8 protein-coding genes are annotated in these 13,795 nt (G+C 68.8%); 1 reads left to right on the forward strand and 7 read right to left on the reverse strand.

Annotation, left to right across the window (positions count from 1 at the left end):
* Window positions 1-27: 27 nt before the first annotated feature.
* Together OG570_RS07835 and OG570_RS07840 are read right to left on the reverse strand one after the other, a co-directional pair.
* Complete coding sequence (locus OG570_RS07835) at window positions 28-750, reverse strand: Crp/Fnr family transcriptional regulator (protein WP_326956090.1); 723 nt, start codon at window positions 748-750, stop codon at window positions 28-30.
* 207 nt (window positions 751-957) lie between these two features.
* A complete protein-coding gene (locus OG570_RS07840; protein ID WP_247060500.1) occupies window positions 958-1,599 on the reverse strand; it encodes a zinc ribbon domain-containing protein in 642 nt (213 codons plus the stop codon).
* 183 nt (window positions 1,600-1,782) lie between these two features.
* Between OG570_RS07840 and OG570_RS07845 the strand changes: the two genes are divergently transcribed.
* Entirely contained in the window at window positions 1,783-2,568 is a 786-nt protein-coding gene (locus tag OG570_RS07845) for a M15 family metallopeptidase (protein WP_326956091.1), read from the forward strand.
* A gap of 192 nt (window positions 2,569-2,760) precedes the next feature.
* Here OG570_RS07845 and OG570_RS07850 read toward each other — a convergent pair whose 3' ends face one another.
* The 5 genes from OG570_RS07850 to OG570_RS07870 all read right to left on the reverse strand — a co-directional run bounded on the left by OG570_RS07850 (window position 2,761) and on the right by OG570_RS07870 (window position 13,764).
* Window positions 2,761-6,672: a DNA-directed RNA polymerase subunit beta' gene (locus OG570_RS07850; protein ID WP_326946007.1), complete on the reverse strand. Its 3,912-nt coding sequence runs from the start codon at window positions 6,670-6,672 to the stop codon at window positions 2,761-2,763.
* A gap of 89 nt (window positions 6,673-6,761) precedes the next feature.
* Window positions 6,762-10,265: a DNA-directed RNA polymerase subunit beta gene (rpoB, locus tag OG570_RS07855; RefSeq protein ID WP_247060497.1), complete on the reverse strand. Its 3,504-nt coding sequence runs from the start codon at window positions 10,263-10,265 to the stop codon at window positions 6,762-6,764.
* A gap of 850 nt (window positions 10,266-11,115) precedes the next feature.
* Entirely contained in the window at window positions 11,116-11,982 is an 867-nt protein-coding gene (locus OG570_RS07860) for an ADP-ribosylglycohydrolase family protein (RefSeq protein ID WP_326946006.1), read from the reverse strand.
* A gap of 88 nt (window positions 11,983-12,070) precedes the next feature.
* Window positions 12,071-13,084, reverse strand: coding sequence for a hypothetical protein (locus OG570_RS07865; RefSeq protein WP_326959926.1), 1,014 nt, complete (start codon window positions 13,082-13,084; stop codon window positions 12,071-12,073).
* 80 nt (window positions 13,085-13,164) lie between these two features.
* Window positions 13,165-13,764 (reverse strand): hypothetical protein, encoded by a 600-nt coding sequence (locus OG570_RS07870; RefSeq protein ID WP_247060493.1) that lies wholly within the window; start codon window positions 13,762-13,764, stop codon window positions 13,165-13,167.
* Between the last annotated feature and the right edge of the window lie 31 nt (window positions 13,765-13,795).

Raw genomic sequence — 13,795 nt, forward strand, 5'->3', positions numbered from 1 at the left:
GAAAATTCCGTGATCTGCACCTGTTCGTTAGTCAGGATCAGCGAAGGTCGCTAGCCCGTTCAGGTCAAGAATGGTTACTGTCCGGTATCTGTACCCGATATAGTCCAGTTCCTTCAATTGGCGGACAGCCAATTGGGTCGAGTCACGGCCGGCTCCGATGAGCTTGCCGAATTCCGACTGGGAAAGCTCGATTCCCAGCCGGATCCCGCCCCCGCCCGGGGTGCCGTGGTGCGCGGCGAGCTCGACCAGCACCCGGGCGAGCCGCACCGCCGTGTCGTACCCGGCGAAGTCGAGGCGACGGCGGTTGGCCCAGTCGAGCCGATCGGCGATCATGTGGCACACCACCCGCCAGGCTTCTTCCCTGCGCCGCAGGAAGACCCGGAAGCTCTCGATCGGGATCCGGTGCACCGTCATCGCCCGGCACGTCGTCACCGTGGCCGACCGCGGCCCCTCTCGCAGCACACCCATCTCGCCGACCAGATCGCCGCTGATCCTGATACCCAGCAGGCTCTCGGTGCCGTTCCTGGCGGCCACCGTCACCTTGACGCACGCCAAGCGGGGTTGTTTCCCGTGCCCCAGGAGGAAAACGTGCGTACTGGGCTCACCCTGGTGCAGCAAAACCGTGCCGGCCCGGCACGGTTTCGGCACCCCCAGCCCCAGCAACTCATCGGTGAGCGCGCCCGGCAAGCGCGACAACACCGTGCCGCCCGGCCATTCCGTTTCGTTTCCGCCCGGCCCGTCGGTACTCACGCCGCACCCTCCTCCACGAGTTCCGGAACGGCCGTCCGATCCGGTTCCGTGCCACGAGCCCCCTCGCGCACCCCTGACAAATACCCGCAGCGCGGGCCATTGTCGATGCTCGAGAAAGCTCGCTACCCGCCGAAGCGGGCCGCACAGTGAGAACCTGACGGATTTCGTGGAAACTCGCGGAGAAACGCCGGTTTCAGTGGGGAATGGTCAGAATCGGTTGCCGCAGTCCGAGCAGAACATCGCGCCGGCCTTGTTGCTCTCGCTGCCGCAGCCGCCGCAGCGCACCTTCATCGCCAGCGCGGTGCCGCACGACTGGCAGAACTTGCCGCCTTCGGCCTTGAGGCCACAGCCCGGGCAGGACACCTTCGCGCGGGTGTCGATGTCGAGACCGGACGTCCAGTCCCGCTCGCGGGCCTTGTCCCAGATCTGGTCGCGCTGCGCGGAAGCCTGCGCGCGCGAGATCTCCTCGGCGACGCTCGGCGAGCAGCGCAGGCACTGGCCGATCTCCTCGTTCCAGCACTGGTCGTGGCACATCCAGTCGCCGCAGCCGCGGCACTGCCGGAAGCTCGGGGTGATCTCCTTGACGGCCGCGGCCAGCGCGCGGTCCTTGGCGGGCGAGTTCGTCGCGCGGTCGTAGCGCCACTGGTCGGCCGAGTTGCTCAGGTCCCGCAGCGTCCCGCCGAAGAACGAGCCGACGGTGCGAAGCACGCTTCGCCCGGTTTCCATGTTGTCGCGCTGGAACGCGGAACGGAAACCGTTCCCACAGCGTTCACAGCGGAACTCGAACTGGTACCCCTGCGTGTTGGAGAGGTCCGAGAAGTTGTCCGTGAAGGGCACAGAGTCAGCCACAGCCCATCTTCCCCAGCCGACCGCGGTCACGGTGACGGAAGATTTGCCGACAACGGCTCGGCTACCGGACGTCACGACCCCGCGCGCGAAAACCGTTACACCGCACGCAAATCGACCAAAAGCCGTCAAGTCTCCCCCTGAGCGGCGGCTGATCGCGAGACGATTTCCTGCTAGACGTGCGGTATGCCGATTTCCACCCGGATACGCACCCTCGCCGTCACTCTCGCGGCCCTGTCCACCTTCGCCGTCCCCGGCCCGGCCGAGGCGACCACCACGTCGCACGAGTTCGTCGCCCTGTCCGATGTCGCGCCGTCGATCCTGCAGGACATCCGCTACGCCACCCCGCACAACTTCGTCGGCCGGCGCGTCGACGGGTACCTCGAGCCCACCTGCGTCCTGACCCGGCAGGCCGCCGAGGGCCTGCGCACCGCCCAGGCGCAGCTGCGAAAGCTGGGCTACACGCTCAAGGTCTACGACTGCTACCGGCCGCAACGCGCGGTCGACCACTTCGTGCGGTGGGCGAAGGACCTCGCCGACGAGAAGATGAAGGCCGAGTTCTACCCGAACGTCGCCAAGGACCGGCTCTTCGAGGACGGCTACATCGCCGAGAAGTCCGGGCACAGCCGCGGCAGCACCATGGACCTCACGCTCGTCAGGATCCCGCCGCGGCCGCAGCGGCCCTACTTCCCTGGCGAACCGCTGAGGCCGTGCTTCGCACCGCAGGGCAGCCGCTTCCCCGACAACATGGTCGACATGGGCACGGGCTACGACTGCTTCGACCCGCTCGCCCACACCGACAACCCGGCGATCACGGGCATCGCGCGGCAGCACCGCGACCTGCTCCGGACCACCCTGATCGCGGCGGGCTTCCACAACCTGCCCGAGGAGTGGTGGCACTACACCCTGGACAACGAGCCGTTCCCGGACACGTACTTCGACTTCCCGGTGAGCCGCCACGGCCTCCCGTGAACGACGGTGCCCCCGGTCCACTGTGGACCGGGAGCACTTGCCCGCTCAGCTCTGTCACCGCAGCCCGGCGGCAGGTGAGCAAGCCAGTCAGCGCTACGGCCGCGGCGAAAGAGCCGTCACCGCGGGCACGCCGGAAACGGGAAGGGCCCCCGCCGGAAACCCGGCGGGGGCCCTTCTCGTGGATCAGCTTCGTCAGCGGAAGTCGCGGCCGAAGTCGTAGTCGTCCAGCGGGACCGCGGCACCGGTGCCCGTACCGAACACGTCCGGGGTGTAGTAGCCGTCGTCGTAGGACGGGATCGCGTACGCGGCGACCCGGGCCTCTTCCGTCGGCTGCACCTGGATGTTGCGGTACTTGTTGATGCCCGTACCGGCCGGGATCAGCTTACCGATGATCACGTTCTCCTTGAGGCCCACGAGCCGGTCCGAGCGGCCGTTGATGGCCGCGTCGGTCAGGACGCGCGTGGTCTCCTGGAACGACGCCGCCGACAGCCACGAGTCCGTGGTGAGCGACGCCTTCGTGATCCCCATCAGCACCGGACGGCCCGAAGCCGGCTCGCCGCCTTCGGAGACCGTCGAGCGGTTGCGTGCCTCGAACTTGGTCCGCTCGGGCAGCTCGCCCGGCAGGAAGTCCGTGCCACCCGAGTCGATGACCGTCACCCGGCGCAGCATCTGCCGGACGATGACCTCGATGTGCTTGTCGTGGATCGACACACCCTGGGCCCGGTACACCTTCTGGACCTCGTCGGTGAGGTGCATCTGCGCCTCACGCGGGCCCATCACGCGCAGGACCTCGTGCGGGTCCGGGGTGCCCTCGAGCAGCTGCTGCCCGACGTTGACGTGGTCACCGTCGCCCAGCGGGCCGTTCGGGGTGTTGGCGAGCCGCTGACGCTTGGACAGCTTGTCGAAGACGATCTCTTCGCCGCCGTCGTCCGGGATCAGCGTGATCTTCCAGAACCGCTCGCTCTCCTCGATGCGCACACGGCCATCGACGTCGGCGATCGGCGCCTTGCCCTTCGGGACCCGGGCCTCGAACAGCTCCTGGACACGGGGCAGACCGGTCGTGATGTCGTCACCGGCGACACCACCCTGGTGGAACGTACGCATCGTCAGCTGCGTACCCGGCTCACCGATCGACTGGGCCGCGACGATACCCACGGCCTCGCCGACGTCGACGAGCAGACCGGTCGCCATCGAGCGGCCGTAGCAGGTCGCGCAGATGCCGACGGCCGACTCGCAGGTCAGCACCGAGCGGACCTTGACCTTCGAGATGCCACTGGAGATCAGCTTGTCGATGGCCGGGTCGCCGATGTCGTCCGCGGCGTTCAGCACGACGTTGCCCTTGGCGTCCACCGCGTCCGTCGCGAGGTTCCGCGCGTACACGCTGGTCTCGACGTGCTGGTCACGCAGCACCTTGCCGTCGCCGATGTCCTCGCCGATCGGCATCATGATGCCGCGCGTGGTGCCGCAGTCGACCTCGCGGACGATGACGTCCTGCGAGACGTCCACCAGACGACGGGTCAGGTAACCCGAGTCGGCGGTACGCAGCGCCGTGTCCGCCAGTCCCTTGCGGGCACCGTGCGTCGCGATGAAGTACTCCGCCACCGACAGGCCTTCACGGAAGTTGGCCTTGATCGGACGCGGGATGTACTCACCCTTCGGGTTCGACACCAGGCCACGCATGCCGGCCAGCGACCGGACCTGCGTCATGTTGCCCGCCGCGCCCGACTTCACGATCATGGCGATCGGGTTGTCGTCCGGCAGCGCCGTCTCCATGATCTTGTGGACCTCTTCGGTGGCCTGCGTCCACACCTTGACGAGCTCGTTGTTGCGCTCGGTGTGCGACAGCTGACCACGCTGGTAGCGCTTCTCCACCTGGGAGGCCTTGCCCTCGTACTCGTCGAGGATGGCCTTCTTGCCCACGGGCACCAGGACGTCGGAGATCGCCACGGTGACACCCGACCGGGTCGCCCAGTAGAAACCGGCGTCCTTCAGCCGGTCCAGGGTCTGCGCGACCTGGGTCATCGAGTACCGCTCGGCGAGGTCGTTCACGATCGCGGCCTGCCGCTTCTTCGGCATCGGCTCGTTGATGAACGGGTAGTCCGCCGGCAGCAGCTCGTTGAACAGCACGCGGCCCAGGGTCGTCTCGGCCAGCCAGGTCTTGCCCGGCTCCCAGCCCTTTTCCGCGAGCCGGGCCTCGTCGGCCTTCGCCGGCTGACGGTCCTTGACGCGGATCTTGATCGGGGCGTGCAGGCTCAGCGCCTTGCGGTCGTAGGCCATGATGGCCTCGGCCGGCGAGGAGTACGCGCCGCCCGCGCCGTCGGCCTTCTCGTTGAGCCGGGTCAGGTGGAACAGGCCCGTCACCATGTCCAGTCGCGGCATGGCGAGCGGACGGCCCGACGCCGGCGACAGGATGTTGTTCGCCGACAGCATCAGGATCCGGGCCTCGGCCTGCGCCTCGGCCGACAGCGGCAGGTGCACCGCCATCTGGTCACCGTCGAAGTCCGCGTTGAACGCTTCGCAGACCAGCGGGTGCAGCTGGATGGCCTTGCCCTCGACCAGCTGCGGCTCGAAGGCCTGGATGCCGAGGCGGTGCAGGGTCGGCGCGCGGTTCAGCATCACCGGGTGACCGGTGATGACCTCTTCGAGCACGTCCCACACCTGCGGCCGCGAGCGCTCCACCATCCGCTTGGCGGACTTGATGTTCTGCGCGTGGTTCAGGTCGACCAGCCGCTTCATGACGAACGGCTTGAACAGCTCGAGCGCCATGTCCTTCGGCAGACCGCACTGGTGCAGCTTCAGCTGCGGCCCGACGATGATGACCGAACGGCCCGAGTAGTCGACGCGCTTGCCGAGCAGGTTCTGGCGGAACCGGCCCTGCTTGCCCTTGAGCAGGTCGGACAGCGACTTCAGCGGCCGGTTGCCCGGGCCGGTGACCGGACGGCCGCGGCGGCCGTTGTCGAACAGCGCGTCGACGGCCTCCTGCAGCATTCGCTTCTCGTTGTTGACGATGATCTCGGGCGCGCCGAGGTCGATCAGCCGCTTGAGGCGGTTGTTGCGGTTGATCACGCGGCGGTACAGGTCGTTCAGGTCCGACGTCGCGAACCGGCCACCGTCGAGCTGCACCATCGGGCGCAGGTCCGGCGGGATGACCGGGACGGCGTCGAGCACCATGCCGCGGGGGTCGTTGCCGGTGGCCTGGAAGGCCGCGACGACCTTGAGCCGCTTCAGCGCGCGGAGCTTCTTCTGCCCCTTGCCGTTGCGGATGGTGTCGCGCAGGTTGTCGGCTTCGGCCGCGACGTCGAACTCGGTGGCCAGCTTCTGGATGGCCTCCGCGCCCATGCCGCCGGTGAAGTACTCGCCGTAGCGGTCGACGAGCTCGCGGTAGAGCAGCTCGTCGGCGATCAGCTGACGGGTGTCGAGCTTCGTGAAGGTCGTCCAGACCTCTTCGAGGCGGTCCAGCTCGCGACCGGCGCGGTCACGCAGCTGACGCATCTCGCGCTCGCCGCCTTCCTTGACCTTGCGGCGGACGTCGGACTTGGCGCCCTCCGCCTCCAGCTCGGCCAGGTCGGCTTCCAGCTTCTGGGCGCGGGACTCGATGTCCGCGTCACGCTTGGTCTCGAGGTTCTTGCGCTCGACGCCGATCTCGTTCTCGAGGGTCGGCAGGTCGTTGTGGCGCAGCTCCGTGTTCACGCCGGTGATGACGTAAGCAGCGAAGTAGATGATCTTCTCGAGGTCCTTCGGCGCCAGGTCCAGCAGGTAGCCGAGGCGGGACGGAACGCCCTTGAAGTACCAGATGTGGGTGACCGGAGCGGCCAGCTCGATGTGGCCCATCCGCTCACGGCGCACCTTGGCGCGGGTCACCTCGACGCCGCAGCGCTCACAGATGATGCCCTTGAAGCGGACGCGCTTGTACTTGCCGCAGTAGCACTCCCAGTCCCGGGTCGGGCCGAAGATCTTCTCGCAGAAGAGGCCGTCCTTCTCGGGCTTGAGCGTGCGGTAGTTGATGGTCTCCGGCTTCTTCACCTCACCGAAGGACCACTGGCGGATGTCGTCAGCGGTGGCAAGGCCGATGCGGAGCTCATCGAAGAAATTGACGTCCAGCACGTCTTTGCATCCCCTTGGGGTTGATTCGACTAGAGGGGTTGGCGGGCGAGCTGGGACCCGCGGGAGGCAGGTCCCAGCTCAGCTCGCGATCAGTGCACGACGTCGTCCACCGAGGGCGACTCGTTGCGGGACAGGTTGATGCCGAGGTTCGCCGCCGCGCGCTCGAGGTCCTCGTCGTCGGAGTCGCGCATCTCGATGGCCGCACCGTCGCTGGAGAGCACCTCGACGTTCAGGCACAGCGACTGGAGCTCCTTGAGGAGCACCTTGAACGACTCCGGGATACCCGGCTCGGGGATGTTCTCCCCCTTGACGATGGCCTCGTACACCTTGACGCGGCCGACCACGTCGTCCGACTTGATCGTCAGCAGCTCCTGCAGCGTGTAGGCAGCGCCGTACGCCTGCATCGCCCAGCACTCCATCTCACCGAAGCGCTGGCCACCGAACTGCGCCTTACCACCCAGCGGCTGCTGCGTGATCATCGAGTACGGACCGGTGGAGCGGGCGTGGATCTTGTCGTCGACCAGGTGGTGCAGCTTCAGGATGTACATGTAGCCGACGGCGACCGGGTACGGGTACGGCTCGCCGGAGCGGCCGTCGAGCAGCGTGGCCTTGCCGTTCTCCTTGACCATGCGCTCGCCGTCGCGGTTCGGCTTGGTCGCCCCGAGCAGCCCGGTGAGCTCCTCTTCCTTCGCGCCGTCGAACACCGGGGTCGCGGTGTTCGTGCCGGGCGCGACGTCGTAGAGCTCCTCGTTGAGGTTCTTCGCCCAGTCGGGGTTGCCCTTGATCTCCCAGCCCTGCGAGGCCAGCCAGCCCAGGTGCAGCTCGAGGATCTGGCCGATGTTCATCCGTCGCGGCACACCGTGCGTGTTCAGGATGATGTCGACGGGCGTGCCGTCCTCCATGAACGGCATGTCCTCGGCCGGCAGGATCTTGCCGATGACGCCCTTGTTGCCGTGGCGCCCGGCGAGCTTGTCGCCCGGCTGGATCTTGCGCTTCTGGGCCACGTAGACGCGGACCAGCTCGTTGACGCCCGGGGGCAGCTCGTCGTCGTCCTCGCGCGAGAACACGCGGATGCCGATGACCTTGCCGGTCTCGCCGTGCGGCACCTTCAGCGAGGTGTCGCGGACTTCGCGGGCCTTCTCGCCGAAGATCGCGCGGAGCAGACGCTCTTCCGGCGTCAGCTCGGTCTCGCCCTTCGGCGTGACCTTGCCGACGAGGATGTCGCCGTCGCGGACCTCGGCACCGATCCGGATGATGCCGCGCTCGTCGAGGTCCGCGAGGACCTCTTCGGAGACGTTCGGGATGTCCCGGGTGATCTCCTCGGCGCCCAGCTTGGTGTCGCGGGCGTCGATCTCGTGCTCCTCGATGTGGATCGACGTGAGCACGTCGTCCTGCACCAGGCGCTCCGAGAGGATGATCGCGTCCTCGTAGTTGTGGCCCTCCCACGGCATGACCGCGACGAGCAGGTTCTTGCCGAGCGCCATCTCACCGTTTTCGGTGGACGGGCCGTCGGCGATGACCTGACCCTGCTCGACCCGGTCGCCCTCGTTGACGATCGGGCGGTGGTTGAAGCAGGTGCCGTGGTTCGAGCGGCGGAACTTGTACAGTCCGTAGCTCTTCCGCGTGCCGTCGTCGTGCATGATCGTGATCAGGTCCGCCGAGAGCTCCTCGATGACACCCGACTGCTCGGCGACGAGCACGTCACCGGCGTCGACCGCGGCACGCAGCTCCACCCCGGTGCCGACGTACGGCGCCTGGTTGCGGAGCAGCGGCACGGCCTGGCGCTGCATGTTCGCACCCATCAGGGCGCGGTTCGCGTCGTCGTGCTCGAGGAACGGGATCATCGCCGTCGCGACCGAGACCATCTGCCGCGGCGAGACGTCCATGTAGTCGATGTCGAGCGGGTCGATCAGCTCGACCTCGCCGCCCTTGCGGCGGGCCATGACCCGGTCTTCGACGTAGGTGCCGTCGTCGGTGATCGGTGCGTTGGCCTGCGCCTTGACGTACCGGTCCTCCTCGTCCGCGGTCAGGTAGTCGACCTGGTCGGTGACCCGGCCCTCGACGACCTTGCGGTACGGCGTCTCGATGAAGCCGAACGGGTTGACCCGCGCGTAGGAGCAGAGCGAGCCGATCAGGCCGATGTTCGGGCCTTCCGGCGTCTCGATCGGGCACATCCGGCCGTAGTGCGACGGGTGGACGTCCCGGACCTCCATGCCGGCGCGCTCACGGGACAGACCACCCGGGCCGAGGGCCGACAGACGACGCTTGTGCGTCAGGCCCGACAGCGGGTTGTTCTGGTCCATGAACTGCGACAGCTGCGAGGTGCCGAAGAACTCCTTGATCGCCGCGCCGATCGGGCGGATGTTGATCAGGGTCTGCGGGGTGATCGCCTCGACGTCCTGCGTGGTCATGCGCTCACGCACGACTCGCTCGGTGCGCGACAGGCCGACCCGGATCTGGTTCTGGATCAGCTCGCCGACGGTGCGCAGGCGACGGTTGCCGAAGTGGTCGATGTCGTCGGTCTCGACCGGGATCTCGGTGCCGTTGTCGGCGTCCATCCGGTCCTCGCCGGCGTGCAGCCGGACCAGGTACTCGATGGTGGTGACGATGTCCTCTTCGGTCAGCGTCCCCGTGTCGTACGGCGTCGACAGGCCGAGCTTCTTGTTGACCTTGTACCGGCCGACCTTGGCCAGGTCGTAGCGCTTCGCCTTGAAGAACAGGTTCTCCAGCAGGGTCTGCGCGCTCTCCTTCGTGGGCGGCTCGCCCGGGCGCAGCTTGCGGTAGATGTCGAGCAGGGCCTCGTCGGTGCCGGCCGTGTGGTCCTTCTCGAGGGTCGCCAGCAGCGTCTCCGAGAAGGAGAAGCGCTCGCGGATCGCCTCGGTGGTCCAGCCGAGCGCCTTCAGCAGCACGGTGACCGGCTGGCGGCGCTTGCGGTCGATCCGGACGCCGACGGTGTCGCGCTTGTCGACGTCGAACTCGAGCCACGCGCCGCGGCTCGGGATCACGCGGACGCTGAAGACGTCCTTGTCGGTCGTCTTGTCGACGTCCTTCGAGTAGTAGACGCCCGGCGAGCGGACCAGCTGGGACACGACGACACGCTCGGTGCCGTTGATGATGAAGGTGCCCTTGTCGGTCATCACCGGGAAGTCGCCCAGGAAGACCGTCTGGCTCTTGATCTCGCCCGTGTTGTTGTTGACGAACTCCGCCGTGACGAACAGCGGGGCCGCGTACGTCATGTCCTTGTCCTTGCACTCCTCGATCGAGGCCTTGACCTCGTCGAAGCGCGGAGCGGAGAAGGACAGTGACATCGAGCCGGAGAAGTCCTCGATCGGGGAGATCTCGTTGAGGACCTCTTCGAGGCCGCCGACCGGGTTTTCTTCACCTTCTTCGACACGGCGTTCGAACCACGCTTCGTCCCCGGTGAACCACTGGAACGACTGGATCTGGACGTCGAGCAGGTTGGGGGTGTTGAGCGGTTCGCGAATCTTTGCGAAGGAAACCCGCTTGGGCGCGCCGGGGATTCCCGTGGACTCCGAGCGAGATTCAGCCGAGGTGGTCGCAGCAGTGGCCTGGTTCGCGGGAGAGACTGCCAAGATGCGTCCTTCCGGGGACATGAGCGGTGACGGCCGCCATAGCAACAGCTATGAGCGACTGTCAAGGGTGCCGTGTGCCCACTATCCTAACTACCGGCTCCGGGCAGCCTGAAAGAGGGCAGCGCAAAGAGGCAGTCTAGCCCGAACGGCGCGGTCTGTCCAGGGGGCGCTCCCGATGGGGCCCAGCCTGCTTCGCGACGTCTTCAGGTATGCCTCCAGGCGACCCGGTTGTCCCTCCCGCAAGGGCTGCCGGTTTCGCCGTCGGGAGTAAGCGTGAACCCACCGGGCGCGAGAGTCAAGATGCCACACGGGGGTCCCGCCGGTTGGCGCAGCGTGGAAGTAGGTCTGCGGAGCGTGAGCGGCCGAATATCCTCCCAGCTACCGGCCAGTAGCGCCACCACTGTCCGCTGGACCTGCGGGTTTGCGGAGTTCTCGTGCCGTGCGGCCGGCGTTCCGGACCACTTCGGACGGCCCCGGGTTCCGCCATCGGTGGCGTGTCGCGGCGGTTTGCGTGAGCGGTTGACGCCCCGCGGGGGCGACGTCACACCCGCACCAGGAGTCCCGCGCGCCCCGGCCCGTCCGGGCTCTTCCCGGGGCTTCCCGGCGCCTCCACGGGGGTCGGTGGTCCGGTCGGCCGCCGTCGTCGGTGACGGGGGCGCTGGAGGTCGCCGAGGGCCGCCGAGACGGGTCCGGCGGGGCGAGCGGAGTGACTCGGGCGGGTCACAGCTCGCCCACCGGTCCTCCGGGGCCGTCGACCGGTCGTGCCGGGGCGCTCGGACCCGGCCGGTGAGCCGGACCCGCGTCGGCTCGTTGGGGCGCCGAGTGCCGTCAGCCGGGCGTGTCGGGCTGCTCAGGTGCGGCCGGTGAGGCCGACCCACTCCGGCAGTGGCTCGCACGCCTCCAGCCACTGGTCCGGGATCGGCGTGCCGTCCGCGGCCAGGACGCCGCCCACGATGGCGGACACCGTGTCGACGTCCTCGGCCACCTGGGCCGCCGTCCAGAGGGCGTCGGTGAAGTTGTCGCCGAAGCGGGCCGCGATCCACAGGGCCAGCGGGACCGTGTCGTGCGCGGCCGTCTCGCGGCCCGTGCCCAGCTTGGCGGCCGCCTCGCGGGCGTCGGAGAACTTCAGGGCCCACGTCAGCCCGTCGCGCACCCGGCCGGGCGGGACCAGCGGGATCACCTCGTCCAGCAGGTCCGCGCCGGCCAGTCCGGGCGACGCGGCCCGCAGCGCGGCCGCCGCCGCGACGGCCACCGCGCCCGCGACGCCTTCGAAGTGCGAGTGCGTCACCACCGCGGACAGCTCGGCCTGGCGCAGCGCCTGCGGCAGCTGGTCGCAGAACCACGCGCCCAGCGGGGCCACGCGCATCGCGCCGCCGTTGCCCCAGGAGCCGCGGCCGTCGCGCTCGGCGACCTCCGGCCACGGCTGCCCGGCCTTGATCCGGGTCAGGCGCCACTCCGCGCCGGGGCCGTAGCCGCGGCCGGGGTCGAAGTGCTCGGCGAACGAGGCGGCGAGGGCGTCCTGGTCGAGGTGGCCGTGCCGCGCCAGGACGGCGACGATCGAACACGCCATCTCGGTGTCGTCGGTCCAGGTCCACGGCGCGGCCGGCAGTCGCCGGCCGGCGACGTCCGGGTGGTCGCCGGGCAGGAGTATCTGCGCACCGAAGGCGTCACCGACCGCTAGGCCGACGAGGCTGGCGTGCGCCTGCTCGAATCCCATCGGCCCACCGTAGCGGCGGGACTACCGCCCGCTGCGCACCGCCGGCGCCCCGGGATCGACGAGCGGCAGCGCCCGTCGCCCGGCGGCTTTACTTCGTCGGAGACGGCGAAGCCGGGGCCGACGACGACGGAACCGCGGTCGCGGCCGGGACCTTGGGCGCGTTGTACGTGTCCATGTCCGTGATCTTCCACTTGTCGCCCTGGAGCTGGGCGTTCAGGTGGAGCTGGGCGGTGCCGGCGGTCGTCTTCTTGGTGTCCGTGCGGGTCGAGGTCTGGTCGACGAAGACCATCACCTTCGCCAGGTCGTCGTTGAGCATGATCACCGCGGCCCGGGTGACCTTGCACGTCACGATCATCTTCTGGGCCGGCGCGAGCCGCTTCACCTCGCCCATGAGCGAGTTGTACTTGTTGCGGACGTCGTCGTTGGCGAGCAGGTCGTTCGCCGCGTCCTCGGTCTTCTTGATGTTGTTGAAGTCGTAGGAGAACAGGGACTCGGCCGCCTTCGAGACGGCGTCCTTCACCTGCGCGGTCTTCGCGACGTCCAGCAGCGCGGTGTTGCTGGTCGCGTTCGAGACCTGGACCTCTTCCATCTTGAAGAAGAACGCCAGCCCGCCCAGGACCAGCGCGACGAGCACCAGCGCGCCGGCCACGAGGTACGGCCGCTGCGCGCGGGACGTCGCGAGCCCCGCCGGCTTGTCGGCGGACTCCTCGGGGACCTCGTCGACCTCGGTCGGCTTCGCGATCCCGGTGTCGCGCTTCTTCCGCCGCGGCGCCGGGCGGACCGGCTCGGCCTCGACGTCGGCGTCCACGTCCGCGGGGGCCGCCGGCTCGCCCGTTAGCGCGTCGACCTTCGGGTCCTCGTCGGTGCCGATCGCGGCGAACACGGCGGTGTCCTCGGCGGGCGCCGTGGCGAAGCCGCCGGCCGTTTCGAACGGCTCCTCGGCCGGCGGCTTCGCCACGGGCCGGGGCACCGGCCGCGGTGCCGGGCGCGGCCGCGGCTTGCGCGTCTCGGCCGGCGGCGAAGCGGACTCGGGCACGGCGGGAAGCTGGCCGGTCCGCTCGGCGGGCGACTCGTCCGTCGAGGGCTTGCGCAGCCCGGCCACGCGGGGCCGGCGCACCGGCGGGGTGCTGCGGGGCGGCTGGCGGCGGGAGGGGGGCACTACAGCTCCTTCTGGGTGACGCTCTACTGGCCGGCCGCGACGAGGGGGACGCTGTCGATGCCGGACAGCTTCCAGTCGTCGCCCACGCGGGTCATCGACACTTCGAGGCGCAGCGGCTTCGCGCTGCTCTTGTCCCCCTGCGTGACGGTCGTGGCGATCGCGGCGAGGAAGCTGGCCTTGCCTTCGTGGTCGTCGAGCTCCTCGACGGCGATGTCCTGGACGTCGGTGGTGACCTTGGTCTTGGCGTCCGAGAGGGCCTTGCGGAACGTCGGCGCAGACTGGTCGATCTGCTGCGACATCGTGGCGTCCGAGACGGACTTCTGCCGGGCGAAGAAGCCGTCCAGGTCCTGGTAGTCGACCTCGGTGTAGGCCTTCAGCGCGTTGGTACCCGCCTTGACGACGGCTTCGCGCGAGGCGGCCAGCCCGGCGTTGGAGTCGGACGCGGCCGCCCACCACTGGATCCCGAAGAGCGCGGCGGCGATCAGCGCGGCCAAGGCCAGCGCCGCGGCCCCGAGCACCAGGATCCGCGAGGAGGACTCGTTCGGCGACGACGCCGCCGAAGACGCCCCGGCTTCCTCTTCGGGCTCCGCCACCGCGACGGCGGCCCGCTCGTCCGAACTCATAACACTCCAGGGTAGGTAACGGTCATCAAGT

The organism is Amycolatopsis sp. NBC_01286 (assembly GCF_035982555.1).
Lineage (GTDB): Bacteria > Actinomycetota > Actinomycetes > Mycobacteriales > Pseudonocardiaceae > Amycolatopsis.